The organism is Pseudomonas fluorescens (genome assembly GCF_018614775.1).
In the GTDB taxonomy this organism is placed as follows: domain Bacteria; phylum Pseudomonadota; class Gammaproteobacteria; order Pseudomonadales; family Pseudomonadaceae; genus Aquipseudomonas; species Aquipseudomonas fluorescens_BY.
In genome coordinates, this window is sequence record NZ_JAGGOF010000032.1 from 15,187 (window position 1) to 40,496 (window position 25,310).

The 25,310-nt window shown below is 63.4% G+C and carries 22 protein-coding genes; 7 read left to right on the top strand and 15 right to left on the bottom strand.

Annotated elements, in window-relative coordinates:
• The first annotated feature begins 150 nt into the window (after positions 1 to 150).
• The 4 genes from J7E36_RS09010 (at position 151) to J7E36_RS09025 (ending at position 4,837) form a co-directional block, all read left to right on the top strand.
• Positions 151 to 951, top strand: a complete 801-nt coding sequence (locus J7E36_RS09010) for a DUF6630 family protein (protein ID WP_215001993.1) — start codon at positions 151 to 153, stop codon at positions 949 to 951.
• Between the two features lie 16 nt (positions 952 to 967).
• A complete protein-coding gene (locus tag J7E36_RS09015) occupies positions 968 to 1,201 on the top strand; it encodes a hypothetical protein (RefSeq protein ID WP_215001994.1) in 234 nt (77 codons plus the stop codon).
• A gap of 268 nt (positions 1,202 to 1,469) precedes the next feature.
• Positions 1,470 to 2,423, top strand: a complete 954-nt coding sequence (locus tag J7E36_RS09020) for an alpha/beta fold hydrolase (RefSeq protein WP_215001995.1) — start codon at positions 1,470 to 1,472, stop codon at positions 2,421 to 2,423.
• Between the two features lie 245 nt (positions 2,424 to 2,668).
• A complete protein-coding gene (locus J7E36_RS09025) occupies positions 2,669 to 4,837 on the top strand; it encodes an ATP-binding protein (protein ID WP_215001996.1) in 2,169 nt (722 codons plus the stop codon).
• 1 nt (position 4,838) lies between these two features.
• On the opposite strand, the gene J7E36_RS09030 is transcribed toward J7E36_RS09025, so the two are convergent.
• Genes J7E36_RS09030 through gabT form a run of 3 tightly spaced genes read right to left on the bottom strand, consistent with a single transcriptional unit; the run spans position 4,839 to position 7,382 of the window.
• A complete protein-coding gene (locus J7E36_RS09030) occupies positions 4,839 to 5,327 on the bottom strand; it encodes an Lrp/AsnC family transcriptional regulator (protein ID WP_042730597.1) in 489 nt (162 codons plus the stop codon).
• Positions 5,328 to 5,372: 45 nt separating this feature from the next.
• Positions 5,373 to 6,029, bottom strand: a complete 657-nt coding sequence (locus tag J7E36_RS09035) for a tautomerase family protein (protein ID WP_215001997.1) — start codon at positions 6,027 to 6,029, stop codon at positions 5,373 to 5,375.
• Positions 6,030 to 6,089: 60 nt separating this feature from the next.
• Positions 6,090 to 7,382: a 4-aminobutyrate--2-oxoglutarate transaminase gene (gene gabT / locus J7E36_RS09040; RefSeq protein WP_215001998.1), complete on the bottom strand. Its 1,293-nt coding sequence runs from the start codon at positions 7,380 to 7,382 to the stop codon at positions 6,090 to 6,092.
• Positions 7,383 to 7,668: 286 nt separating this feature from the next.
• Here gabT and J7E36_RS09045 point away from each other — a divergent pair, with 286 nt between their 5' ends.
• The 3 genes from J7E36_RS09045 (at position 7,669) to J7E36_RS09055 (ending at position 10,558) form a co-directional block, all read left to right on the top strand.
• Positions 7,669 to 8,595, top strand: a complete 927-nt coding sequence (locus J7E36_RS09045; RefSeq protein WP_215001999.1) for a 2-hydroxyacid dehydrogenase — start codon at positions 7,669 to 7,671, stop codon at positions 8,593 to 8,595.
• Positions 8,596 to 8,948: 353 nt separating this feature from the next.
• Positions 8,949 to 9,806, top strand: a complete 858-nt coding sequence (locus J7E36_RS09050; protein ID WP_215002000.1) for a GNAT family N-acetyltransferase — start codon at positions 8,949 to 8,951, stop codon at positions 9,804 to 9,806.
• Between the two features lie 44 nt (positions 9,807 to 9,850).
• A complete protein-coding gene (locus tag J7E36_RS09055; protein WP_215002003.1) occupies positions 9,851 to 10,558 on the top strand; it encodes a cupin domain-containing protein in 708 nt (235 codons plus the stop codon).
• A gap of 202 nt (positions 10,559 to 10,760) precedes the next feature.
• Here J7E36_RS09055 and J7E36_RS09060 read toward each other — a convergent pair whose 3' ends face one another.
• The 12 genes from J7E36_RS09060 to J7E36_RS09115 form a co-directional block, all read right to left on the bottom strand.
• Positions 10,761 to 11,846, bottom strand: coding sequence for a tartrate dehydrogenase (locus J7E36_RS09060; RefSeq protein WP_215002005.1), 1,086 nt, complete (start codon positions 11,844 to 11,846; stop codon positions 10,761 to 10,763).
• A 40-nt stretch (positions 11,847 to 11,886) separates the two neighbouring features.
• The gene (locus tag J7E36_RS09065; RefSeq protein ID WP_215002007.1) at positions 11,887 to 13,344 is read right to left on the bottom strand and encodes an NAD-dependent succinate-semialdehyde dehydrogenase; all 1,458 of its coding nucleotides are present in this window, start codon (positions 13,342 to 13,344) and stop codon (positions 11,887 to 11,889) included.
• A 260-nt stretch (positions 13,345 to 13,604) separates the two neighbouring features.
• Entirely contained in the window at positions 13,605 to 14,762 is a 1,158-nt protein-coding gene (gene argE, locus J7E36_RS09070) for an acetylornithine deacetylase (RefSeq protein ID WP_215002010.1), read from the bottom strand.
• A complete protein-coding gene (locus tag J7E36_RS09075; RefSeq protein WP_215002012.1) occupies positions 14,759 to 15,913 on the bottom strand; it encodes an NAD(P)/FAD-dependent oxidoreductase in 1,155 nt (384 codons plus the stop codon). The genes argE and J7E36_RS09075 overlap by 4 nt, the downstream gene beginning before the upstream one ends.
• Positions 15,910 to 17,286, bottom strand: coding sequence for an NAD(P)/FAD-dependent oxidoreductase (locus J7E36_RS09080; protein WP_215002014.1), 1,377 nt, complete (start codon positions 17,284 to 17,286; stop codon positions 15,910 to 15,912). Before J7E36_RS09080 ends, J7E36_RS09075 begins: the two co-directional genes overlap by 4 nt.
• Positions 17,268 to 17,576, bottom strand: a complete 309-nt coding sequence (locus tag J7E36_RS09085; RefSeq protein ID WP_215002016.1) for a (2Fe-2S)-binding protein — start codon at positions 17,574 to 17,576, stop codon at positions 17,268 to 17,270. Before J7E36_RS09085 ends, J7E36_RS09080 begins: the two co-directional genes overlap by 19 nt.
• On the bottom strand, positions 17,573 to 19,417 hold the full coding sequence (locus tag J7E36_RS09090; protein ID WP_215002018.1) for an ABC transporter ATP-binding protein: 1,845 nt from the start codon (positions 19,415 to 19,417) through the stop codon (positions 17,573 to 17,575). The genes J7E36_RS09085 and J7E36_RS09090 overlap by 4 nt, the downstream gene beginning before the upstream one ends.
• A gap of 1 nt (position 19,418) precedes the next feature.
• Positions 19,419 to 20,294: an ABC transporter permease gene (locus J7E36_RS09095; RefSeq protein WP_215002020.1), complete on the bottom strand. Its 876-nt coding sequence runs from the start codon at positions 20,292 to 20,294 to the stop codon at positions 19,419 to 19,421.
• Complete coding sequence (locus J7E36_RS09100; RefSeq protein ID WP_215002022.1) at positions 20,291 to 21,247, bottom strand: ABC transporter permease; 957 nt, start codon at positions 21,245 to 21,247, stop codon at positions 20,291 to 20,293. Before J7E36_RS09100 ends, J7E36_RS09095 begins: the two co-directional genes overlap by 4 nt.
• Positions 21,248 to 21,290: 43 nt before the next feature.
• Positions 21,291 to 22,934: an ABC transporter substrate-binding protein gene (locus J7E36_RS09105; protein ID WP_215002024.1), complete on the bottom strand. Its 1,644-nt coding sequence runs from the start codon at positions 22,932 to 22,934 to the stop codon at positions 21,291 to 21,293.
• Positions 22,935 to 23,019: 85 nt separating this feature from the next.
• Positions 23,020 to 24,294 carry an NAD(P)/FAD-dependent oxidoreductase gene (locus J7E36_RS09110; protein WP_215002026.1) on the bottom strand — a complete coding sequence of 425 codons (1,275 nt, stop codon included), beginning with the start codon at positions 24,292 to 24,294 and terminating at the stop codon, positions 23,020 to 23,022.
• Between the two features lie 36 nt (positions 24,295 to 24,330).
• Positions 24,331 to 24,999 (bottom strand): haloacid dehalogenase type II, encoded by a 669-nt coding sequence (locus J7E36_RS09115; RefSeq protein ID WP_215002028.1) that lies wholly within the window; start codon positions 24,997 to 24,999, stop codon positions 24,331 to 24,333.
• Between the last annotated feature and the right edge of the window lie 311 nt (positions 25,000 to 25,310).

The following is a 25,310-nucleotide window of genomic DNA, read 5'->3' on the forward strand; positions in this document are numbered from 1 at the left end:
CACCGCCTTCGCGAGCAAGCCCGCTCCCACAAGGATTTGTGAAGTACCCAGTATTTTGTGCCCGACGCTGGACCTGTGGGAGCGAGCCTGCTCGCGATGGCGGCAGAACATTCAACACGGCCATCGGCCCCATTCACTCGATCAAGCCCCATGAATCCAATCGACCCGCTGTCGTTCCAACGCATCATCACCGCCCACGGCAAGCCCGAGGGCGCGGCGTATTTTGATGCCGAAGAAAGCATCGTCCATGACCTGTTTCCCGACCGCATCGTGTTCCAGACCAACTACCTGGACTACAGCAGCTATACCGTCGACCTCATCGAGGGCGCGGTACGGGTGCGCAAGACGCGGCTGGATAACTATCATCGCGGCCACAAGGCCCAGGTGATCGATGACGAGATGGATGAAGGCGACTGGGACGAGCTGGGCAACCTGTGGCAGCGCCTGAGCCGGGACCTGGATACCCAGGGGCAAGAACCGCAGTTGGATTTGGCCGATACCCTGGCCGATCTGTTCTATTGCCTGTTCGATGAGGAGCAAGCGCAAGCACTCATACACAACCTGCCTGCCCCTACAGCCCAGTGGGATTGGGCCTGGTCCCAGGTCAAGTCAGCGCTCACCGAGGCCAATCGGTTGACCGAATTCGAATGGAAAGAGTGGTCGTCCTACGGCGTCGCGGCCGTCAATGCGCTTGCACCGCTACAGGACCTGGGCATTGAACTCTCACCGCCTGACCAACAAACCATCGATGCCGTCAACCGCGCCAACGATTGGGAGCGAGCCCTGCTGCAGTATTTCAACGCACAGCTGGAGGCCCACGATTTGAAGCTGCTGGCCATCGGCACGCACTTCGATGAAAACCAGAGCTTTGCCTGCCTGCCCATGAACGGCCTGGGCCTGGTCAACGCCCTGGAGATCATGGGCCGGCTACGCATCGTCTACACCTATTGAGCTTCGGACCGACGCTATGAAAATCTGTGATCAATGCCACTGGGTCATTCTGGAAGACACGGCCGCTTGCCCGCGATGCGCCGAGGCGATGGGGCTCACGCCCGAGACGCTGGCGCCGAAGTCCGGGCCGTCGCGGTTGCCCAAGGTCTTGAAGTGGCTGTTTATCGGCCTGGTGGGCGCGGTACTCGTCGCCGTGGCGGCGATAACGTGGATTCTGCACTCGTTGGGGCCGATGCCTTCGTTTGGTTGACTGGCTTGGGCCTGTCGCTGGCCTGGCATCCGCGCAACAACAAGGATGCCGGGCATCAGTGGTTGCGGCGTCAGGTTTATCTGAGTGCGGGGGTGGAGCCGGCCTGAGCGTCAACCTACTGATCAACCGAAGCGAAGCGCAGCTATCGCTCAGGCTTATAGTTGCTATCGATACCAGCACCGTTCTGGACTTCGGCGTCTCTCTCTAATCTGCCCACCAAGCGATCGACAAAGGTCGCAAGCAGATACCCACCCTTAGGAGAGACACAATGAACACACTGAACCGCACCATGGCCATCGCCACATTGGCCCTCGCCTCCCTCGGCGCAGACGCCGCTACGCCGACTCAGGCCGTTGCAAAAGTTTCCGCCGTTGGCAGTGTCATCCAGTCCGCCAGCTACATCACCACCAAGGATGGCGTCCAGTTGTACTACAAGGATTGGGGCCCGCGTGATGGTCAGGTCGTGACCTTCAGCCACGGCTGGCCGCTGGACTCCGACAGCTGGGAAGCGCAGATGATGTTCCTCGCCTCCAAGGGCTATCGCGTGGTCGCCCACGACCGTCGCGGCCATGGTCGCTCCAGCCAGCCGTGGGAAGGCAACGACATGGACCACTACGCCGACGACCTGGCGGCCGTGATCGAAGCGCTGGACCTGAAGGACGTGACGCTGGTCGGTTTCTCCACGGGCGGCGGCGAGGTCGCGCGTTACATCGGTCGCCACGGTACCGGTCGAGTGAAGAAAGCCGTGCTGGTGTCCTCCGTGCCGCCGTTGATGCTCAAGACCGACACCAACCCCGGCGGCCTGCCCATCGAAGTGTTCGACGGCTTGCGCAAGGCGTCCCTGGAGAACCGCTCGCAGCTGTACCTGGACATCGCGTCAGGGCCGTTCTATGGCTACAACCGCAAGGGCGCCAAGCCGTCCCAAGGCCTGATCCAAACCTTCTGGGCGCAAGGCATGCAGGGTGGCAGCAAGAATACCTATGATTCGATCGCGGCATTCTCGGCCACCGACTTCCGCGCCGACCTGAAGAAGTTCGACGTACCGACCCTGGTGATCCATGGTGACGACGACCAGATCGTGCCGATCGATGCATCGGGCAAGGCCTCGGCAGCGCTGATCAAGGGTGCTCGACTGATCATCTACGCCGGTGCGCCCCATGGCTTGACCGAGACGCACAAGGATCGCTTGAATCAGGACCTGTTGAAGTTTCTTCAGGAGTAACATCCGCGTACACCATCACACCCCCTGTGGGAGCGGGCTTGCTCGCGAAAGCGACAGGTCAGACGCTGAGAGGCTGAATGTACCGCCACCTTCGCGAGCAAGCCCGCTCCCACAGTTTGCGCTTGGCAAAAGCCAAAGATTTCTCACTCAACGAAACGCCCGCCGGCCGCGACGGTCATCGATTCGTCTGAACCTCACCGTCGTACAGCCCTCGGATAGGGAAGGACGTATCAAGGGTGATCCACATGGCAATCGAAGACACGTTATTGCGCCAACGCAGGGTGCTCGCCGAGTTCGGTGAGCTGGCGCTGGCTTCAGACGATCTGGAGCACATCCTCCACGAGGCCTGCCGTCTGGCGGGCGATGCCCTCGGAACCCATCTGGCGAAGTTCATGCAACTGGAAGACGACGGCCTCACATTCACGGTGCGCAACGGTGTGGGCTGGACGCCGGGGGTGGTGGGCAAGGTTCGGGTACAGGCGTTGGACGGTACCCCGGAGCGCTATTCACTCGATACCGGCAGCGCGGTTATTTCCGCAGACATCGCGGCGGAAACCCGCTTCCGCTACCACGACTTTCAGCAACAGAACGGCGTTCAGGCCTTCGTCAACGTGCTGGTCTTTGGCGCCACTGAAACGCGGCCGTTCGGGATCTTCGAGGTCGATAGCCGCGAGGCGCGGCAGTTCACCCAGAGCGATATCGACTTCCTGCGCGGTTACGCCAACCTCATCGGCGCCGCCTTGAAGCGCGCCGAAGCCTTGCAGGCTATGCGCCTGACTGAAGCAAAACTGCGTGAGAGCGAGCGGCATTACCGGATCGCGGCCGAGCTCAACCCGCTCTGGCCCTGGACCGCCGACAGCGACGGCGCGCTGCTGTCGCTGGATGCGCGCTGGTTTGAATACACCGCCAGGTCACCGGAGCAGACCCTGGGACGGCAATGGCTGAACGCCGCGCACCCCGACGAAAAAATCACCATCGCCCGGTTGTGGAATCAGTCGCTGGCAAGCCTGCACCCCTTCGACGCACAGATTCGCCTGCGCAAGCACACCGGCGAGTACCGGTGGTTCAGGGTCCGGGCCCTGTGCAGCCTGGACCCTGCCGGACGCTGCGAGCAGTGGTATGGCACCGTCGAGGACATTAATGAGCGGGTGCAACTGGAAGCCGCGCTGCGGGACTGGAACGACCAGCTCGAAGCGCGGATCGCCAAGCGCACCGGGCAGCTCGAAGCCGAACAACACGAGCGTGCCCTGGCCGAGGCCAAGCTGCGCCAAAGCCAGAAAATGGAAGCGGTTGGCCAATTGACCGGCGGCATCGCCCATGACTTCAATAACCTGCTGGCCGGCATCACGGGCAGCCTGGAACTGATGCAGCGGCGCATCGACAGTCAGCGCTACGAAGAACTGTCGCGCTACAACTCGGTCGCCCTGACATCGGCGACCCGGGCAGCCGCCCTCACCCAGCGGCTGCTGGCCTTTTCCCGCCAGCAATCGCTCCAGCCGGAAGTGCTCGAACCGCGCAAAGTGGTGGCTGGCCTCGAAGAAATGATCCGCCGCTCCGTGGGCCCCAGCATCGCCGTCGAGTGTTCGTTCAGGAGCAACGACCCGATCAAGTGCGACCCTAACGAATTGGAAAACGCCCTGCTCAATCTGGCGATCAATGCCCGGGACGCGATGCCCGATGGCGGCGTATTGAAGCTGGATGTCCATCGCTGCGTGGTCGACGAAAGCGCGTCCGGCGAAAAACTGCTGCCGGCGGGTTCGTATGTGGCAATAGCGGTGACGGACTCGGGGACGGGCATCAGTGACGAGATCATGTCCCGGGTGTTCGACCCGTTCTTCACGACGAAACGGATTGGCGAAGGATCGGGCCTGGGCCTGTCGATGATCTACGGGTTCGCCCAGCAATCCGGCGGGCAGGTGAAGATCCAGAGCAGCGTCGGCGTGGGCACCACTGTGACCATGTACTTCCCCATCGCGCGCCGACCGCCCCTGCGCGAAAAAGAGAAACGTGCCCAGCCGCACGTCCCGGCGCAGCAGCCGGGGGGCAACGAAACGATCTTGCTGGTGGATGACGAAGCGGCGATCCGGCAAATGGTTTCGGAGTACCTGGGCGAAACCGGTTATCAGGTCGTCGAGGCCCTGGACAGCGTCTCTGCCTTGCAGCAAGCCACCAAAACCGAGCACATCGATTTATTGCTGACCGACATCGGTCTGCCCGGCGCCATGAACGGCATCGGCCTTGCCGCCAAGCTGAGGGCCCGATATCCGGCGTTGAAGGTGCTGTTCATTACCGGGTTTGCCGAGGGGGAAAGCCTGGTGGCGGCCGACCCGTCGACCTGGATCATGACCAAGCCGTTCAGCCTGAGCGACCTGGGTCGGCGGGTGCGCTCGTTGATTCATTCGGCAGGACGCTGAATCAATGCCGCAGCAGCTTGCGCAGCGGAATCTCGTCTTTGCGCACCGGTGACTTGATGACGATATAGCTGAAGTATTTGGAGATGCCGATGTTCCTGTCCAGCAGGCTTTCCATGACGTCCTGGTAGTCCTGGATGCTGCGGGTCATGAAGCGCACCAGATAGTCGTAGCCCCCGCTGATCAGGTGGCATTCGAGCACTTCGTCCACCAGGCGGATATTGGACTCGAACTTGGCGAAATCTTCGCGCTTGTGGTCACTCAAGGTGACTTCGGTGAACACCGTCACCGAATCGGTAATCTTGGCCAGGTTCAAATGGGCCTTGTAGCTGGAGATATACCCCAGCGATTCCAGTCGCTTGACCCGTTGCAGACAGGGACTGGCTGACAGGCCAACGGCATCGGCCAGACTGACGTTGGTCATGCGACCGTCTTTTTGAAGCTCTACCAAAATGCTGATGTCGATCCGGTCCAGTTTCGCTAAACCTTCCATCGCATACCTCTTGCCTGCCGTTTGTAAGACAATCTTCTAACAAAATCAGCGCCGTAAAGACAGCTGATGCTGAGCCACCAGGTCAGCCATGCTGTTGATGCAATAGTCCGCGGCGCATGGCTGCGCCGAAGCGTCGGGCCCGCGACGGATCAGGCAGACCGCCCCGACGGCCGGGGCGCGGGCACCGAGGCGGGTTACCTGGAGAATAGCCCCGGCACCCAGGCCGTTGGCTTGCAGCCAATCGTGATCCTGTAACGGATCGCTGGCCAGGGAAATGAAGTCCTCCGGTTCGATGCCCAGGCGCTCGCACAACACGCCGCGGTCCTCGGCATCCCGATCGCCCCGCACCAGCAGGCGATAGAATTTGCGCAAGTAGAGCATTGCGCCCGGGCCATCCTCGAACAACGACCAACTGGCGGCCGAGCGGGCGAAGCTCATGCCCTCCTCCCAACTGGCCTTGAGCTTCCAGCGCTCGGCCAACTGGCGATGGGCAAAACACAACAGCCCGCTGAAGCCCAGCTCGCCAAAGCGGGGGTACAGGGCTTGCAGTGCCTCGTCGAATTCGCCCAGCACCTGCGCCTTGTCCAGTGGCTCGCCATGGTTCTCCAGCAGCGGCTGCAAGGCCGTCCAGATCCCGGAGTCGCGATCCACCAGGACTTCATCGCAGTCGATCAACAACGCTCGATATTCAGTCAACCTCATGGGTAAAACCTCTGGTGAGTCCCTAATGCCAATCGTCCAAAAGCGCCCTCGCCACGGTATTCAATTCATGACCCGTGCCAACGCGCCATCGAGAATCTGCAACGCTTCATCGACCTGGGCTTCGCTGGTCACCAGCGGCGCCAGGAAGCGTAGAACGTTGCGGTAGACCCCGCACTTGATCACCAGCAGCCCACCGGCCCGGGCCTCGTCGATCAGGCGCTGGTTCAGATCGGCATCCGGCGTGCGGGCTTCGTCGTCCTTGATCAGCTCGATCGCCAACATGAAGCCAGTGCCGCGCACGTCGCCGATACGCGGGTAACGGGCTTGCAGCCGCAGCAGGCCCTGGCGCAAGCGCTCACCCAAGGCGTCGCCACGGGCCAGCAGCTGTTCCTCCTCATAAGCCTCGATCACCGCCAGCGCCGCCGCGCACGACAACGCGTTACCGCCGTAGGTCCCGCCCAGGCCGCCGGGCAGCGGCGCGTCCATGATCTCGGCCTTGCCGACCACGCCCGACAGCGGCAAACCACCGGCCAGGCTCTTGGCGACGGTGACCAGGTCCGGCTGGATCCCGGCGTGCTGGAAACCGAACCACTTGCCGGTGCGCCCGAAACCGGTCTGGATTTCGTCGAGAATCAGCACAATGCCGTGTTTTTCGGTGAGCGCGCGCAGGCCCCGGAGGAACTCGGCGGGCGCCGCCAGGAAACCACCATCGCCCTGCACCGGCTCGATGATGATCGCCGCGACGCGCTCGGGCGCCACTTGGGTGGCCAACAACTCGTCCAGGGCCTGGAGCGCCTTTTCGCCGGTGACGCCGCGATAGGCATTCGGATAAGGCGTGTGGAAGACCTCGGGGGCGAACGGTCCGAAGTTCTGTTTGTACGGCTGGCTCATCCCGGTCAACGTGGTGCCGAGCAACGTGCGGCCATGGAACCCGCCGCGAAAGGCGATCACCGCCGAGCGGTTGGTGTGGGCGCGGGCGATCTTCACCGCATTTTCCACAGCTTCGGCGCCGGACGTGAAGAACGCCGCTTTATAAGCCTCCTGCCCTCCAATCATCTGGCACAGCCGCTGGGCCAGGTCGAGGTAGGGCTTGTAGGCCACGACCTGGAAGCAGGCATGGGAGACCTTTTGCAACTGGGCCTGCACCGCCGCGACGACCTTGGGGTGGTTGTGGCCGATGTTCAACACACCGATACCGCCGACGAAGTCCAGGTAGCGCTTGCCGTCCACGTCCCACAATTGCGCGCCCTGGGCCCGATCGATCACCAGCGGGTGCGCGGTGACCAGGCCGCGCGGCACGAATTGATCACGCTGACGGAGCAGACTTGGGGTTTCTTCGACTTTACTGTTCATTGGCATTTCCCATCGTGAGCCTCGCACCCAGAAAGCGGCTGCGGTGTGTTCACAGGTTAAGTGTTCGACGCGATTGTCTAAGCCGAACTTGGCCACTGAGAAATCCGGATCGACTGTTTACGGGTCGACAAACAGCAGATTCCTCCAAGCACCGCCGGCCCCATCGAATCTGCCGCCCCGGAGGCGATACAACGCAGCACAGGGTTCTGCAGCCGGTCCTTTCGACAGATCCTGCTTTGCCGTTGAGGCATGCTGGACACTCCTTGATTTAAGCCGAGAACATTCCATGGCCCTGCTCTACAAAGCTGACCCGGTAAGGGGCGAACACTGGCAACGGTTGTTCGCCGAACACGCACCGGATATCGAATGGCGTGCCTGGCCAGAGCTCGGCGACCCACGGCAGATTCGCTACCTGGCGGCCTGGCAGGCACCGGACGACATCGAGACGGTGCTGCCGAACCTGCAAGTCCTGTTCGCCTTGTCGGCCGGGGTCGATCAACTCGACCTCAGTCGGTTGCCAGCGACGCTGCCGGTGGTGCGCCTGCTTGATCCGGGCATCAGCCAGGGCATGTGCGAATACGCCAGTTTCGCCGTGCTCAGCCTGCATCGGGACATGCTGCTCTATCGTCAGCAACAGGTCGAACGGCGCTGGCAGGCGCATCGATTGATGCCTGCGCAAAAGCGTCGGGTGGGCGTCATGGGGCTGGGGCTGCAGGCCCGGCAGATACTGCGCACCTTGCAGCCCTTTGGGTTCGCCTTGTCGGGCTGGGCCCGCAGCGAGCACCACATCGACGGCGTGCAGTGCTACGCCGGCTCCGAGCAGCTGCCGGCCTTCCTCAGCCAATGCGACATCGTATTGTGCGTGCTGCCACTGACCGGGCAGACCCAGGGCATCCTCAACCGTGAATTGTTCCGGCACCTGCCCCAGGGTGCGGCGCTGGTCAATATGGGTCGGGGTGGGCACCTGGTCGAGGCGGACCTGCTCGAGGCGCTGGCGAGCGGCCAATTGAGCGCGGCGGTGCTCGACGTGCTGGAGCAGGAACCAGCCCTGCCGGACCATCCGTTCTGGCACCACCCGCAGATCCTGCTGACGCCACACATCGCCGCCATGACCCAGCCCGAGAGCGCCTTTGGCGTGCTGCTGGAGAACATCCGTCGGCATCAACGCGGCGAATCGATGCTGGGGTTGGTGGATCGGCAGCGCAGTTACTGACGGCCAAGTCGCGGAACGCCAATCCGCCAGGGCCGCGCGGCACAAATCTGTGGGAGCAAAGCTTGCTCGCGATAGCGGCGTCACCGGCCAATACCATTGTCGACTGACCTGCCCTATCGCGAGCAAGCTTTGCTCCACAGGCTGACTGACATCGATCCGCCATGAAAAACGGCCCGGTATTTACTGCTGGGCCGGCCCATCATTTGAGCAAGAAATGTGGCCGGCAAAGCGACCGCTTATCTAACCTGCCGAATCCATTCCAGGCGCTTGTCAGGTCCTGTCGCAGGTGAGATACAAGCACCTTCAGCGGATAGATCCGCACCCTTCAAGCACCTCTTCAATGGTGACCCGCCATGTCTACTTTGCAGCGCCCCACTTATTTATATCGTTCCATGACGGTCGCCGATGTGCCTGCGGCGCATGACCTGTCTGTACAGCTGAAATGGCCCCATCGCCTGGAAGACTGGGCCATGTTGCAGCGGGTCGCCCAGGGTTTTGTCGTGGAAGACCAGGGCCGTTTGATCGGTAGCGCTTTCACCTGCCCGCAGGGCAGCCATGCCACCATCGGCCTGGTGATTGTCAGTGACGAATATCAGGGCCAGGGCATCGGGCGCAAGCTGATGGAATTGGCGATCGAGGCGTGCGGCTCGCGGACGGCCATCCTCAACGCCACGCTGGCCGGCGCACCGCTGTATGCCAGCCAGGGGTTCGTTGACTTTGGGCATGTCCAGCAACATCAGGGCCAAGCGGTGGCGCCTGCCGCGCAGCCATTGGCGGCGGGCGAACGATGCCGTGCGCTGGCCGATGCCGACAACGCGCAGTTGATCCAACTGGCCTACGCCGGCAGCGGGCTGGATCGGGAAGCCGTGCTCAATGATCTGTTTGACGTCGTTGAGCGTTCAGTGGGCATCGAACGCGACGGTCAATTGTGCGCGTTCGCCCTGCTGCGCCCGTTTGGCCGTGGTCGATGCATAGGCCCGGTCGTTGCCCAAACCGCCGAGCAGGCCCGGCACTTGATCGCCGAGCTACTGGCCCAGGTGCCGGACGCATTTGTTCGCATCGATATTCCTTCCAATACCGGCTTGGCACCCTGGCTCGAAGAGGCCGGACTCAAGCAAGTCGACACCGTCGCCCAGATGGCCCGCGGCACGCCCCCACACGCCAGCAGCGCCGTACGACAGTTCGCCCTGGTGACCCAGGCCATTGGCTGACAAATCCCCTTTCCTTACCAACGTTTCCCCGGAGAATCCTCTTCATGCTCGAACCCACTGCAGTGCTGCTGGCCCACGCCGATGGCCGTCTCGCCTCGACCCCGTTCACCGAGGGCTCACTAGGAGCCAACGATCCGTTCGATAGGCTGATTGCCTACACCGGGGCGGACGGCATTGCCGCCGGTGTGGTCCGGGCGAGCGGTCGGTTCAACGTCGAGGATTATCCGTTCAATGAGACGATCGTGGTGCATGCCGGTGCTGTCACGCTGCGCAGCCAGGCGCAAACCCTGGCGCTCAAGCCCGGTGAAAGTGCGGTGATTGGCCGGGGTACGGCGCTTGAGCTGGAGGCGCAGCCAGGGTCGCTCTGGGCATTTTGTGCCGACGCGCAGGTTGTCGAATCGCGTGTTCCCGGGCTCACGGCGCTGCCCGCCCACACCCTGCTCTCGCCTTCGGCGGCACCTGATGCGGAGATCCTGCTCAGTGCGCCGCCGCAATGCCGCTCGCACAATCTGTTCGTCGAGCAAGCCACCGACCTGCGCATCGGCATCTGGGATTCGACGCCCTACACCCGCCGGTCACGACCGCACAAACTGCATGAGCTGATGCACCTGCTCGAAGGCAGCGTCACCCTCCAGGCAGCCGATGGCAGCGAGTTGACGGTCAACACCGGTGATACGGTGTTCGTGCCATTGGATGCGCCGTGCGCCTGGAAGAGCAGCGTGTATGTGCGCAAGGTTTATGTCGTCAAATAGGTTGGGTTGAGTCAGCCAGATTGCTATCGCGAGCAGGCTCGCGATAGCGGCCTCATAGTCAACATAACCGCCAACTGATCCACCGCCATCGCGAGCAGGCTCGCTCCCACAGGGAGGTTCCGGTGGATGGGACCCTGCGATCACCTTTTAAAACCGCAAAAAAAAGCCCGCAGTGTGAGCGGGCAAAGTGTTGCGGGTGAAACTAAATCCAGAGCGCTTCGGCAATCGCCCTGCCGACGTCCTGGGTCGAGCCCATGCCGCCCAGGTCGGGGGTGATGGGGCCTTCGGCGATCACCTGTTCGATGGCCTTGAGAATGCCGTCATGGGCTGCGCGATAGCGTTCATCGCCGTTGCCGAGGAAGTCGAGCATCAAGGCACCGGACCAGATCATCGCGATCGGGTTGGCGATGTTCTGCCCATAGATGTCCGGGGCCGAGCCGTGCACCGGTTCGAACAATGATGGAAAGCGCCGTTGCGGGTCGAGGTTGGCCGACGGCGCGATGCCGATGGTGCCGGCACAGGCCGGGCCCAGGTCGGAGAGGATGTCGCCGAACAGGTTGGACGCCACCACCACATCGAAACGGTCCGGCTGCAAAACGAAACGCGCACAGAGAATGTCGATGTGCTGCTTGTCCCATTGCACTTGCGGGTACTGCTCGGCCATCAGCGCCGTACGCTCATCCCAGTACGGCATGCTGATGGAGATGCCGTTGGACTTGGTGGCTGCCGTCAGGCGTTTGCGCGGCCGCGTCTGGGCCAGCTCGAAGGCGAACTTGAGAATCCGGTCGACGCCACGGCGGGTGAACACCGACTCCTGAAGCACGAATTCATGCTCGGTGCCTTCGAACATCTTGCCGCCGACGGAAGAATATTCGCCCTCGGTGTTCTCGCGAATCACCACGAAGTCGATGTCCCCGGCTTCGCGCCCGGCCAACGGGCACGGCACGCCGGGAAACAGTCGCACCGGACGGATGTTCACGTACTGGTCGAAGTCACGACGGAACTTGAGCAACGAGCCCCACAGGGAAATATGATCCGGGACCTTGTCCGGCCAACCGACGGCGCCGAAGTAGATCGCATCAAAGCCCTTGAGCTGCTCGAACCAGTCGGCGGGCATCATCTGCCCATGCTCCAGGTAGTAATCGCAATGCGCCCAGTCGAGCACTTCGATGCTCAGCGCCAACTGCCACTTTTTCGCCGCCTGTTCCAGCACCCGCAGCCCTTCCGGCAGGACTTCCTTGCCGATGCCATCGCCGGCAATGGCGGCGATTCGAAATGGTTTACTCATCAATCGTGGCTCCGCAAAAGTTGTTCGAACAATGACCGGCTCACAGCCCACCGATGTGGAAGGCTTTGACTTCAAGGTATTCATCCAGGCCATATTTGCTGCCTTCGCGCCCCAGGCCCGACTGCTTGATGCCACCGAACGGCGCGACTTCCATGGAAATAATCCCGGTGTTGAGACCGACCATGCCGAACTCCAGCGCCTCGCCCACCCGCCATGAACGACGCAAGTCCTGGGTGAAGTAGTACGCCCCCAGGCCATACGGCGTCGCGTTGGCCAGAGGCAGGGCTTCTTCCTCAGTGCTGAAGCGCATCAAGGGCGCCACCGGGCCGAAGGTTTCTTCGCTGGCGAGCAGCATGCCGGCATGGGCCTCGCCGAGCACCGTCGGCTGGACGAACTGGCTGTCGCCGTCAGGCAGGCCGCCACACAGCAGACGAGCGCCCTGGCTTAATGCATCGTCGATGTGCCGGGCGACTTTGCTCACCGCCGCCGGGTTGATCAGCGGGCCGATCGTCACGTCAGCCTCCAGACCGTTGCCAACCTTGAGCTTGCCCACCTCCTCCACCAGGCGCGCGGCGAAACGCTCGTAGATGCCGTCCTGCACCAGGATGCGGTTGGCGCAGACGCAGGTCTGGCCGGCGTTGCGAAACTTGCTGAGCATGATGCCGGCCACGGCCTGTTCCAGGTCCGCGTCGTCGAAGACGATGAACGGGGCATTGCCGCCCAGCTCCAGGCTCAAGCGTTTGATGTGCTCGGCGCTCTGGCGCATCAGCAACCGGCCGACGGCGGTTGAACCGGTAAAGGAAATCTTGCGCACGCTCGGGTTGCCGGTCAGCTCTTCGCCAATGCCTGCCGGCAAGCCGGTGACGACGTTGAACACCCCGGCCGGAATCCCGACTCGCTCGGCCAGCACCGCCAGGGCCAGGGCCGACAACGGGGTCAGGTCCGAGGGCTTGACGATCACCGGGCACCCCGCCGCCAAGGCCGGCGCGCATTTACGGGTGATCATCGCGTTGGGGAAGTTCCAGGGTGTGATGGCCGCGCAGACGCCCACCGGTTGCTTGAGCGTAAGCAGGCGCCGGTCGCCACTGGGCGTCGGGATGGTTTCGCCGTACACCCGCCGGGCTTCTTCGGCAAACCATTTGACGAAACTGGCGCCGTAGCGAATCTCGCCTTTGGCTTCGCTCAACGGTTTGCCCTGCTCACAGGTCATGATCAGCGCCAGGTCGTCGAGATTGTCGATCATGGCTTGATACCAACGCTCCAGCAGCACCGCCCGCTCGGCGGCCGGACGCGCACGCCAGGCCGGCCAGGCGCGCTCCGCGGCCTCGATGGCGCGTCGGGTTTCAGCGCCCTGCATCGCCGGGACGCGAGCCAGGCATCGGCCGCTGGAAGGGTCGAGGACGTCGAGGGTGGCGGCATCATCAGCGCCAGCCCACTGACCGTCGACGTAGGCGAGTTCTACCAGCAGGCTGGGGTCTTTCAGGCGATTCTTGAGCATGGTCGTGTCCTGTTCCGAGGTAATTCCAGTCTAGGGAGATGCCACGGAGCAGGATGCTGAAAGGGGATTTTCGGGCAGCGTTGGATGCTGAAATTTGCGCTGGGACGGCAGGCTCTACCGCGGTTACAGGATCACCGCACTACCCTGTGGGAGCGAGCCTGCTCGCGATAGCGGTGGGTCAGCCAGCATCTATTTCGAAGGAAAATCGCAATCGCGAGCAGGCTCGCTCCCACAGAGAACTGGGGTGATTGGACTGTTGGCTACAGCTTCAAAGAACCCAGCAACCCTTCCAGAAACCGCTCGCCCGCCTCCATCTGGCTGACCTCGATGAACTCATCGGGCTTGTGCGCCTGTTCGATCGAGCCCGGGCCGCAGACCACCACCGGAACGTCCAGGCGCTGCTTGAACAGGCCGCCCTCGGTGCCGAAGGAGACCTTGGCGGTGCCGGTGTCCGGGGCGGCGAAGTTTTTCAAGAAGCGCACGGCCTCGACGCTCGGGTGGGTGTCCAGGCCCGGGTAGACGTTCAAGGTGTCGATCTCGATGGCCGCCACGCTGGAAAGCTTCCTCGCCTGCGCCACGATCACTTCGGCACGCTCGCGCAGTTGCTCCAGGAACTGCTCCAGGTCATCGGCCGGCAGGTTGCGCACTTCGAAATCCAGGGTGCACAGGTTCGGCACGATGTTCAGCGCCTTGCCGCCGACAATCTGCCCGACGTGGACGGTGCTGTAGGGCACGTCGTAGTCTGCGTCCTGGGCGCCTTGTTCCTGCAACTGCTGCTGGCTCTGGCGCAACGTGGCGATGAAGTCGCAGGCCACGTGGATCGCATTGACCGAGCGCGGCGCCAGTGACGAGTGCGCTTCCAGGCCTCGGCAATAGGTACGGTACGAACCCTTGCCCTTGTGGCCGAGCACGAACTGCATGTTGGTCGGCTCGCCGATCACGCAGAGGAACGGCCGCACCGGCGCCAGGTGCAGGACGTCGAGCAAGCGACGCACCCCCACGCAACCGATCTCTTCATCGTGGGACAGCGCCAGCTGCAACGGCCGGCTCAGCGAGTGATCGGCGGCGTCGAGCATGGCGTCGATCGCCAGGGCAATGAAGCCCTTCATGTCGCAACTGCCACGGCCATAGATCCTGCCGTCTTGCAACGTCGCCTGGAATGCCGGCACCGTCCAGGCCTGCCCCGCCGCCGGCACCACGTCGGTGTGGCCGGACAGCAGGATTCCAGGCAGTTCCCGTGGCCCGGTGCTGGCGAACAGGTTGGCTTTCCTGCCCGTTTCATCCTTGACGATCAGCGACTCGATGCCCTGGCTCAGCAGCAGTTCGCGCACGTACTCGATCAGGGCCAGGTTCGACTCCGAAGAGACCGTATCAAAGGCCAGCAGGCGTTCGAGGATGGCGAGTACCCGGGGTTTCATGAGGCCTTGCTCCGTTGCTCGGCTGAAGGGGCGAACCGGCGAATGGAGAACGGCTCGATGGACGTGCGGGTGCTGCCGGTGCTGATCAGTTCGGCCATGACGTCGCCGACGCCCGGACCGAGCTGAAAACCATGGCCGCTGAAGCCGAACGCATAGAACAGGCCGTCGACGGTGCCACTGGGGCCCATCACCGGCAGCGAATCGGACAGATAGCCTTCGATGCCGCTCCAGACCCGGATGATGTTGAGGTTGCCGATCCCCGGCACCAGGCGCCGCATCTGATCCAGCTGGTTGAGGATGCTGCGCGGCTCGACGTAGGCCCGGCGATTGAGCATGTCCGGCTTGCTGCGATAACCGCCGCCGATGATGATGTTGCCCCGGGGAATCTGGCGGAAATAGATCACCTCTTCAGGGATTTTGGTGTACACCCCGATCACCGTCGGCAAGGCATACGGCACCGGTTCAGTGACGGCCATCTGCGGGCCGTTGGTCTCCAGCGGGACCGGCTCGCCGAACTGCGCCGACAGTTTCTCGCCCCAGGCGCCGGCGGTGATCAACAACTGCGCGGCGCTGAACTGGCGACCGTCGGTGGTGGTGATGCTGAAACCGTCACCGACCTTCTGCACCTCGGCCACTTCGGTCTTTTCCTCAATGCGTGCGCCCAGCCGCCGGGCCGCCCGGGCGAACGCCGGCGCCGCCAGACGCGGGTTGGCGTGACCGTCGTGAGGCGCATAGGAGCCGCCTTTCACGTCCTTGCCCAGAAACGGAAAGCGTTCGTGCAGCTCGGCGCCACGGTAGATTTTCAAGTCCAACTGCGCCGCTTCCGGCGCTGCCGCGTACGCCTCAAGCTCGGCAATCTCATCCTCGCGATAACACACGCGCATGTGCCCGCTGGCGATGAATTCCAGGTCGTCGTCGATCAACTCTGGCAGGCGCTTCCACAACGCCCAGGAACGGTTCGCCAGTTCCAGTTGGCCGAGAAAACGTCCCTGGCGCCGCACGTTGCCAAAGTTCACGCCGCTGGCGTACTGGCCGATCTGGTCACGCTCCAGCAGGATCACCGATCGCCCGCGTTGGCGCAGGAAGAACGCTGCCGCCGAACCCATCAGGCCACCGCCGACAATCACCACGTCGGCTTTATTCATCGTCATGGCGTCACCTCCCGGGTGAGCATTGAAAGCGGTTTGACTGGCGCCTGGCCGCGCTGGCGGCCCACTTCCTGCACGTGGATGCCCGCCGCGGCAGCAATCACTTCGGCCCCGGCCTGGGCGCAATAACGCCCCTGGCAGCGGCCCATGCCGACCCGGCTGAAGGCCTTGGCCCGGTTGACTTCACAAGCGCCCTTCTCGCTGACGGTGCGGCGCAGCTCGCCGGCGCTGATCATTTCGCAGCGACAGACGATGGCGTCGTCCGGCAAGGCCTTGGCTTGTTCGGCCGGCCAGGGAAATGCCTGGGCCAGGCCGACGCGAAATTCATCCATCAACTTGAGCGCACGATGCTGTTCGGCAACCTGCGCGGCGTCCACCGGCTGCTGCAAGTCCTGCAACAGCGCCAGGGCCGCCAGGCGCCCGGCGCACTCGGCCGCATCGGCGCCACGGATCTTCGCGCCATCGCCGGCGGCATAGATCCCGCTGACCGAGGTCCGGCCCGCGTCATCAGTAGCGAGCAGCCATTGGCTGGACGCCTCGTCAAAACGCAACAGACAACCGGCCAGATCGGCCAGTTGGGTTTCCGGGCGCAGGTGATAACCCAGCGCCACGGCATCGCACGCCACCGTCAAGGTTTCACCCCGCGCGGTCTGTACCTGCACGCCGCTGACGCCACTGTCTGCCTCACCCAGCACCTGCAACGGCGAAATGCCCAGGTGCACCGGGACCTTGGCCTGGCGCAACTGCGCCAACAGTTTCATGCCGGTAAACAGCAATCGCGGGCGCGCCATGAGCTTGGGCAAGGCCTTGATGCGCTTGCCCAGCGGCGAGGTGTCGAGCACCGCCGCCACGTTGGCGCCGGCCTTGAGGTACTGGCTGGCGACGAGGTACAGCAACGGCCCGCTGCCCATGAACACCACGCGGTGACCGATGGACACCGCCTGGGCCTTCAAGGCGATCTGCGCCCCGCCGAGGCTGTAGGTGCCGCCCAGTTGCCAGCCCTTGATCGGCATCAAGCGGTCGGTGGCGCCGGTGCACAGGATCAGCGCGTCGTAATCCACCGTCGAATGCTCACCCTGGCTGACGCAACACAACTGGCCGGGTGTCAGGTTCCAGACCAGGGTGTCGGGGCGGTAGTCGATCTGCGCGCGCAGGTGTTCGAAGCTCTCGTGAAGGTCACGGGCCTTGTCCGCCTCGGTGCCGTACAGCGTCGCGTAACTGCGGGTGAACCCTTGCGGCTGGCGACGGTAGATCTGCCCGCCATCGCGACGGTTCTCGTCGATCAGGATCGGTCTGAAGCCCGCCGCCACCAGCGTCTGGGCACACCGGACGCCGGCCGGCCCAGCGCCCACGATAACTACCCGCGCAGTGGCCATATCGCCTCCGGTTGTTGGGTGATGATGTCCAATCCTTCGCGAACTTCGTTGGAGCAGGCGCGCAGGCGCTCGCCGCTGCGGGTCCAGACCCAGCAATCCTGGCAGGCGCCCATCAGGCAGAAACCGGCCCGGCTGCCCGGATCGAACTCCGACTGGCGCAGGGCCGGGCCGTGGGTCAGCAAGGCGACCATCAGCGTGTCGCCCTGCAACGCTTCGATGGGTTCACCATCGACTTTCAACCTGACGATCGGCCGGCCCTGTTCGGCCAGCCTGACGAAACGCGCACTCATGCGTAAGCTCCCACGATCATGCTGTTTGAATCCTGTTGGCGCCTGAGCAGCTCGCCACTGTCGTGGTGACAGAGGATCTCGCTGCCGCCGTCAATGACGTGCCGTGGCGGCGCGCGGTGGTTACACAGGCCATCGACCCGCACCGGGCAGCGATTGAGGAAGGTGCAAAGGCCCGGAACATCGGCTTTTGCGCCCAACGCTGGCAGCGTGGCGCACGTGGTCGCCCCGCAACTTTCCAGCCAGCCCTGGCGCATTTCCGGTACCGAGTGGATCAACAGGTCGGTGTAGGGATGAAACGGCGCTTGGGCGAACGATTGGCGGGCGCCGGCCTGGATCTTGTGGCCGCTGTACATCACCACGATGTCGTCGCACAGCGCCCGCACCGTGGAAATGTCGTGGCTGATGAACAGGTAGGACACCCCCAGCTGCTGGCGCAGGTCGCGCAGCAGTTCGAGAATCGCCGCGCCGACCACGGTGTCGAGGGCCGAGGTCACTTCATCGCAGAGGATCAGGTCCGGTTTGGCGGCCAATGCCCGGGCCAGGTTGACCCGCTGTTTCTGGCCGCCGGAGAGTTCGCTCGGGCGCCGCTCGGCCATGTCCCGGGGCAGCCGCACCAGGTCCAGCAACTCACCGATACGCTCGCGCAGCGGCGCGCCCTTGAGGCCGAAGTACATCTTCAACGGCCGGCTGAGGATGGTGCTGATGCTGTGCATCGGGTTGAGCGCGGTGTCGGCGTTCTGGAACACCATCTGGATGCGTCGGAACTGTTCATCGGTGCGCTCCGACAGGCTGCCGCCCAGGGGCTGCCCGTCAAACGTCAGCCCGCCGAGGGCCGGCGGCAACAGCCCCGCCACCACCCGCGCCAGGGTCGATTTGCCCGAGCCGGACTCACCAATCACCCCGATGGCCTGGCCTCGGCGCACCGTCAGGTCGATCTGTTCCAGCACCCGGATCGTCGGCATGCCCAGTTTGTCCTTGTTGCCATAGCCGGCGGTCAGACCCTGGATGGTCAGCAGCGGCGTGTCTTCAGCGACACCGCAGGGCGGGCGAATGGTCGTGTCCGGCCGGGCCGCCGCCAGCAGGCTGCGGGTGTAGGCGTGGGTCGGGCCCTTGAGCAGCGGCGCGGTGGCGCTGTGTTCGAAGATCTGGCCGCCGTTGAGCACCACGATCTGGTCGGCCATCTGCGCCACGACGGCCAGGTCATGGGACACGTAGACCGCCGTCGCGCCACGCTCGCGGACCACGCGCTTGAAGGCGCGCAACACGTCGATCTGGGTGGTGACATCGAGGGCCGTGGTGGGCTCATCAAGTATCACCAGCAACGGATCGCTGATCAGCGCCATGGCAGCCATGACCCGTTGCAGTTGTCCGCCGGACACCTGGTGAGGATAGCGTTGGCCGATACGCTCGGGGTTCGGCAGCGCCAGGTCGCGGAACAGTTCGATGGCCTTGGCTTCGAGCACGGCCCGGCTGCCCAGGCCATGAATCAGCGCGCCTTCCACCACCTGGTCGAGGAGCCTTTTCGCCGGGTTGAACGCGGCGGCGGCGCTTTGGGCAATGTACGAGACACGGTTGCCGCGCAAGCGTTGCAGCTCGCCCTCGCTCAACGCGAGCATGTCGTGCTCACCGACCCGCACCACCCCGCCGGCCAGGCGACAACCGCGCCGGGCATAGCCGAGCAGCGCCAGGGCGATGGTGGTCTTGCCGGAACCGGACTCGCCGATCAGCGCCAGCACTTCGCCTTTTTCCAGGGCGAAGCTCACACCCTTGACGATCTCCACTTCGCCGCGCTCGCCACCGGCGACCACCCGCAGGTTTTCGACTCGGATCAATTCGCTCATTTCAATGGCCTCCTGAACGTCGGTTGCGCCGCGAAGACAGGCGGTCGATAAACAGATTGACGCCAATGGTCAGCGTGCCGATGGCCAACGCCGGGATCACCACGGCCGGCGCGCCCTGGTTGAGGCCGCCGATGTTTTCGCGCACCAGCGAACCCAGGTCGGCGTCCGGCGGTTGCACGCCCAGCCCCAGGAAGCTCATGCCGCTGAGCAGCAGCACGATGAAACCGAAGCGCAACCCCAGGTCCGCCAGCACCGGGTTGAGCATGTTCGGCAGGATTTCCACGCAGGCGATGTACAGTCGACGCTCGCCTCGGGTGCGGGCCACTTGCACGTATTCCAGCGCCTCGATGTTCACCGCCATGCTGCGCGCGATACGGAACGCGCCCGGTGTGTAGCTCAGCACCGCCGTGCACACCAGCAGCGTCACCGACGAGCCGAACGCCGAGACCATGATCAGCGCCAGCATCTTGCTCGGAATCGAAATGAACGCGTCCATCAGGCGGCTGATCAGTTCGTCCAGCCACTTGGGCGAGACCACCGACAGCAGTGCACAAGTTGTTCCAAGCCCACTGGACAGGACCGCCGCCACCAACGCCAGGCCAACCGTCAGCCGCGCGCCCACCAGAATGCGGCTGAGCATGTCGCGCCCCAGGTAATCGGTGCCCAACGGGTAGACGGCGCTGAGGCTGTCAAAGACATTGTCAGAGACCACTTCCCCCACCGGGTGCGGCGCCAGCCATGGGCCGAAGATCGCCACCAGCAACCAGATCGCACACATCGCGGCGCCGATCAGCCCCAGCCAGGACGAAGCATGAGCGTCCTTGCCCAATGCCAGTGCGACCGCCGCCGTCGGAGATTTCACAATGGGATTGTTCATTGATTTCTCAGCCTCGGATTGGAAAGGATCGCGCACAGATCGGCAATCAGCACCAACATCAGGTACGCCGTGCAGAACAGCATGGTGCAGGCCTGGACCAGCGCCATGTCGCGGTTGGTCACGGCATCGACCATCAGGCTGGCAATGCCGGGGTAGTTGAAAATCGTCTCGACAATCACCACCCCGCCCAGCAGGTAGGAGAGGCTCAAGGCGATGGCGTTGGCAATCGGCCCGATGGCGTTGGGCAAGGCGTGGCGCAGCACCACCCGCACCGGGCTCACGCCTTTGAGACGGGCCATTTCCACATAAGGACTGTCGAGTTGATCAATGACCGCTGCCCGGGTCATGCGCGCCATCTGCGCGACGATCACGCAGCACAGCGTCATGACCGGCAAGGCATAGGTGCGCATGAACTGCAGCGGTGAGGTGATCTCGCTGGCGTAGGACAGCGCGGAAAGCCAGCCCAGGTTCACTGCGAAAATCAGCACCGCCAGGGTGGCGACCAGGAACTCCGGGACCGCCACCATCATCAGGGTAAAGAAACTCACGAAGCCGTCGATGCGCCCACCCCGGCCCATCGCCGAACCAATGCCGAGGATCAAGGCCACGGGCACCGAAACGAGCGCCGTGGTGGCGGCCAGCATCAGCGTGTTCGGTACCCTGCCCGCCATCAGCTCGGTGACCGGCACGGCATTGGACACCGAGACGCCCATGTCGCCACCAAGCAAGCTCATCAACCAGTGCAGGTAGCGCAACACACCGGGCTGATCGAGCCCCATTTTCGCCCGCAGGGCCGCGACCTGTTCAGGCGTGGCGAACTGGCCCAGGGACTGTTGCGCCGCATCGCCCGGCAACACCGCCGTAATGGCGAAGACCACCATCGAGACGATCAACAGCGTCACGATCGCGGCGCCCAGGCGCCGACCGATCAACCACAGTGTGTTGCTATTCATCAGCCTACTCCTCGTGCCATGTCACGCAGCCAGACAATGCTCATCAAGCATCCAGCCAGACTTGCTCGGAGAACATGTAGCCCATGAAACCGCCCAGCGGGTTGGTGCCATAGCCTTTGACGCGCTGGTCGACGCCATCGATGTTGCTGATGAACACCGGGATGCCGATGCCGGCGTGGTCATGCACCAGGGTTTGCATGTCCGCGTACATCTTGCCGCGCTTGGCCTCGTCGGTTTCACCCCGCGCCTGCACCAGCAACTGGTCGAACTGCGGGTTCTTCCAGGCGGATTCGTTCCAGGGCGCGGTCGACTGGAAGAACTGCGAGAAGATCATGTCGGCGTTCGGTCGCGGGTTGATGTTGCCGAAGCTCAGCGGGTGCTTGGCCCAGTGGTTGGACCAGTAGCCGTCGCTCGGCAGGCGGTTGACGTTGAGCTTGAGCCCGGCCTCCTTGGCCGATTGTTGCAGCAGCACCGCGACATCCACCGAACCGGTGGCGGCCGGCGAGCACATCAGCGGCATGCTGATGCTTTCCATCCCGGCTTTCTTCAGCAGGAAACGGGCCTTTTCCGGGTCGTAGGTCCGTTGCGGCAGGTCGGCATTGTAGAAACGCGCACCGGGGGCAATCGGGTGGTCGTTGCCGACCCGGGCGAAGCCACGGAAGATTGCCGACTTCACCTGTTCCCGGTCCAGCAGCAGCTTCATGGCCTCGGTAAATTCCGCGCTCTGGCCGGGCATCTGGTCCTGGCGGATGATCAGGTCGGTGTAGTTGCCCGACGGCGAGTCCACGACCCGATGCCTGGCGCTGTCCTTGATGCGGGTGGTCGAGCGCGGGTTCACTTCGTTGATGATTTGCATATCGCCCGAGAGCAGTGCATTGACCCGTGACGGCTCGTCGCCGATGCCGATGAACTCGATCTCGTCCAGGTACGGCAGGCCCGGCTTCCAGTAGTTGGGATTGCGTACCCCGATCGAACGGACGCCCGGCTTGAACTCCTTGACCTTGAACGGCCCGGTGCCGATGCCCTGGCTGAAGTCACTGGTGCCTTCGGGCACGATCAGCAGGTGGGAAATGGCAAGGATCGACGGCAGTTCAGCGTTCGGGCCGCTCAGGCGTATCTGCACCTCATGGGTGCCGTTGGCCTTGACCTCGTCGAACTGCCCCGCCAGCGGCAAGACCTTGGACCCGGTGATCGGGTCCTTATGGCGCAGCAGCGAGAACACCACGTCGGCGGCTGTCAGCGCCTTGCCGTTGTGGAACGTGACTTCCTTGCGCAGGGTAATCACCCAGAGCGTCGCGTCGGTGGTGTCGATGCGCTCGGCCAGTTCCAGTTGCGGCACCATGTGGCTGTCGAAACGGGTCAGGCCGTTGTAGAACATGTAATGACGCACGTAGTCGGTGGACGACGAGCCCTTGGCCGGGTCCAGGGTGTCGGCGGTGGAGCTGGAGATACCGGCGACGCGGATGCGCCCGCCAGGCTTGCCTTTGCCGGGGCTGGCCTCTTCATCGGCGAACAACTTGCCGGCGGCGCCGAACAGGCTGCCGGCGCCCGCTGCTGCCACGCCCGCCACCCCGAGCATTTGCAAGGCATGGCGGCGGGACATGCCGCGGTTGAGCCCTTCGAAAACACGCAGACTTTCTGTACCGGTGACCAACTGGTCTTTGATGCCGTTTTTATCGTCACTCATGTCTGTTCTACCTTTCGGAAAATGGTTGGGCTCGATTGCGCACGGTTAACGCAACGGGTTGAAACGCCAAACAACTTCATGAAACTCAGTGCAGGTAATCCTGCAGGCGGTAGTACGCACCCACCAGCGGCAGGAACCAGGGCTTGCCGAAGTGCCCGGGAATGGCCGGCCAGTCGAGTTCGCGCCAGGGGTTGGCCTCGACCTTGCCCGCCATGACCTCGGCCATGACCTGGCCCATGTGCACCGACATCTGCACGCCATGGCCGCTGTAGCCCATGGAGTGGAAAACCCCGCCATGCTGGCCGGCCCGGGGTAAACGATCGGACGTCATGTCCACCAGGCCGCCCCAGCAATAATCGATTCTGGTGTTCGCCAACTGCGGGAACATCTGCACCATCGCCGCTTGCAGCACCTTGCCGCTCTTGGCGTCGGAAACGCTGTCGGACATGGCAAACCGCGCACGGCCGCCAAACAGCAGGCGGTTGTCCGGGGTCAGTCGGAAGTAATTACCGATCATCCGGCTGGTGACGTAGGAGCGCCGAGCCGGCAGCAAGCTGTCGATCAAGGCGTCCGGCAATACTTCGGTGGCCACCACGAAGCTGCCCACCGGCACGATCCGCCGCCGATACCAGCCCAGGTCGCCCTGCTGGCTTGCACCGGTCGCCAGCAGCACTTGCGAGGCGTGCAGCGTGCCTTTGCTGGTGTTGACCTGATAGCCGCCCGCGCTGGCCTTCCAGTCTTTTACCGTGGTGCCCTGGAAGATCAACGCGCCGTGACGCGCCGCCGCCTCGGCCAAGCCGACGCCGAAGCGCCCGACGTGCATCTGCACACCATTGCGCTGCAGCAGGCCGCCGTGGAACTGGCTGGAATTGACTTCCGTCCGGGTCTCTTGGGCCGACAGCAGCTCCACCTGTGCATCGACCTCCTTGCGGATCAGCTCACAGGTGCGCGCCAACCCTTCGTAGTGCATCGGCTTGGCGGCCAGCTTGAGCTTGCCGTTGCGCTTGAGGTCGCAGGCAATCCCCTCCTGCTCCACCAGCGCGACGACGCTCTGCACGGCGCTTTCGTAGGCCTGGTAATAAGCTCGCGCTTTATCGGCGCCAAGGCTGGCGGTAAGGGCCACGTAGTCCTGGGCGACACCCGTGCTGCAATGCCCGCCATTGCGCCCCGATGCCTCGCCAAGCACCCGTCCCGCTTCCAGCACCGCCACGCTGGCGCCCTTCAAAGCCAGGGCGCGGGCCGCCGCCAGGCCGGTAAAACCGCCACCGACGATGGCGACATCGACCTGCCCGGGCAACCCGCCAAGCTGGGCACCGGTGAAGGCCGGTGCGGTATCGAGCCAATAGGACTCACTGCCCATGTCTAACCCCTTTCACCTTGAAGAGTGCGCCCGGACTCAGAGCCCGACCAAACCAGCCAAGCCGCCGATATCCGGGATCTGGTGGTAGCCATAGATGGCATTGGCCGGCTGCTCGTGACCCCGGGCGACGAAGGCCTTGTTCTTGATTTTCATGTCGTGGGCCGACATCAGGTCGTAACGGAAGCTCGACGACACATGCAGCACGTCCTCCGGCCCGCAGCCGAGGTTATCGAGCATGAATTCGAAAGCGGCCAGGCGCGGTTTGTAGGCCTGGGCCTGCTGGGCAGTGAAGACTTTATGGAACGGCGCGCCGAGCTTGTCGACGTTGGACATGATCTGCTCGTCCATCGCGTTGGAAAAAATCACCAGGGGGATCTTGTCGGCAATTTTCGACAGGCCTGCCGGTACGTCGGCGTGGGGGCCCCAGGTTGGAACGGCGTCGTAATAGAGCTGGCCTTCGCCGCGGTATTCGACACCCCAGCGCTTGCAGACCCGCATCAGCGACGTCTTGATGATTTCATCATAGGGCCGCCAGTCACCCATCACCTGGTCCAGGCGATAAGCGGAGAAGTCCTTGACAAACTGGTCCATCTGCCCGGCGTCGACACGATCGGCGAACAGCTCGCGCGTCATGGTGCCCATCTGGAAATTGGTCAGCGTGCCGTAGCAGTCGAAGGTGATGTACTTGGGACGAAGAAAGCTCATGAGTGCGGTCCTGATCGTAGTTGAAGGCATGACGTGGCAAACATTGATGCCGCTCGTGAAGCACCGCTGCAACGCTGCATCACGTTTTCATTACAACACCATGAGACCGTGGATAAATCGTTAAAAATACCGACCGCTTGGTACAAACCACCGTTTTGCGGCACTCGCTCAGCAGACTTTGCGGGACGCTCCAGGCGTGGGCGCTGCGCCCGTGTTCCTGGGGTTTGCGGGCAGTTATGGTGCGCCGGACAGGGCTATGGGGAGGTGTTTGCGGCAGAATCTATGCCCTAATGGGGTAGCTTCAGCTTTTG

Coding starts and splice junctions, on each gene's coding strand:
- J7E36_RS09010 (WP_215001993.1), top strand. CDS start 151: ATGAATCCAATCGACCCGCTGTCGTTCCAACGCATCATCACCGCCCAC.
- J7E36_RS09015 (WP_215001994.1), top strand. CDS start 968: ATGAAAATCTGTGATCAATGCCACTGGGTCATTCTGGAAGACACGGCC.
- J7E36_RS09020 (WP_215001995.1), top strand. CDS start 1,470: ATGAACACACTGAACCGCACCATGGCCATCGCCACATTGGCCCTCGCC.
- J7E36_RS09025 (WP_215001996.1), top strand. CDS start 2,669: ATGGCAATCGAAGACACGTTATTGCGCCAACGCAGGGTGCTCGCCGAG.
- J7E36_RS09030 (WP_042730597.1), bottom strand. CDS start 5,327: ATGGAAGGTTTAGCGAAACTGGACCGGATCGACATCAGCATTTTGGTA.
- J7E36_RS09035 (WP_215001997.1), bottom strand. CDS start 6,029: ATGAGGTTGACTGAATATCGAGCGTTGTTGATCGACTGCGATGAAGTC.
- gabT (WP_215001998.1), bottom strand. CDS start 7,382: ATGAACAGTAAAGTCGAAGAAACCCCAAGTCTGCTCCGTCAGCGTGAT.
- J7E36_RS09045 (WP_215001999.1), top strand. CDS start 7,669: ATGGCCCTGCTCTACAAAGCTGACCCGGTAAGGGGCGAACACTGGCAA.
- J7E36_RS09050 (WP_215002000.1), top strand. CDS start 8,949: ATGTCTACTTTGCAGCGCCCCACTTATTTATATCGTTCCATGACGGTC.
- J7E36_RS09055 (WP_215002003.1), top strand. CDS start 9,851: ATGCTCGAACCCACTGCAGTGCTGCTGGCCCACGCCGATGGCCGTCTC.
- J7E36_RS09060 (WP_215002005.1), bottom strand. CDS start 11,846: ATGAGTAAACCATTTCGAATCGCCGCCATTGCCGGCGATGGCATCGGC.
- J7E36_RS09065 (WP_215002007.1), bottom strand. CDS start 13,344: ATGCTCAAGAATCGCCTGAAAGACCCCAGCCTGCTGGTAGAACTCGCC.
- argE (WP_215002010.1), bottom strand. CDS start 14,762: ATGAAACCCCGGGTACTCGCCATCCTCGAACGCCTGCTGGCCTTTGAT.
- J7E36_RS09075 (WP_215002012.1), bottom strand. CDS start 15,913: ATGACGATGAATAAAGCCGACGTGGTGATTGTCGGCGGTGGCCTGATG.
- J7E36_RS09080 (WP_215002014.1), bottom strand. CDS start 17,286: ATGGCCACTGCGCGGGTAGTTATCGTGGGCGCTGGGCCGGCCGGCGTC.
- J7E36_RS09085 (WP_215002016.1), bottom strand. CDS start 17,576: ATGAGTGCGCGTTTCGTCAGGCTGGCCGAACAGGGCCGGCCGATCGTC.
- J7E36_RS09090 (WP_215002018.1), bottom strand. CDS start 19,417: ATGAGCGAATTGATCCGAGTCGAAAACCTGCGGGTGGTCGCCGGTGGC.
- J7E36_RS09095 (WP_215002020.1), bottom strand. CDS start 20,294: ATGAACAATCCCATTGTGAAATCTCCGACGGCGGCGGTCGCACTGGCA.
- J7E36_RS09100 (WP_215002022.1), bottom strand. CDS start 21,247: ATGAATAGCAACACACTGTGGTTGATCGGTCGGCGCCTGGGCGCCGCG.
- J7E36_RS09105 (WP_215002024.1), bottom strand. CDS start 22,934: ATGAGTGACGATAAAAACGGCATCAAAGACCAGTTGGTCACCGGTACA.
- J7E36_RS09110 (WP_215002026.1), bottom strand. CDS start 24,294: ATGGGCAGTGAGTCCTATTGGCTCGATACCGCACCGGCCTTCACCGGT.
- J7E36_RS09115 (WP_215002028.1), bottom strand. CDS start 24,999: ATGAGCTTTCTTCGTCCCAAGTACATCACCTTCGACTGCTACGGCACG.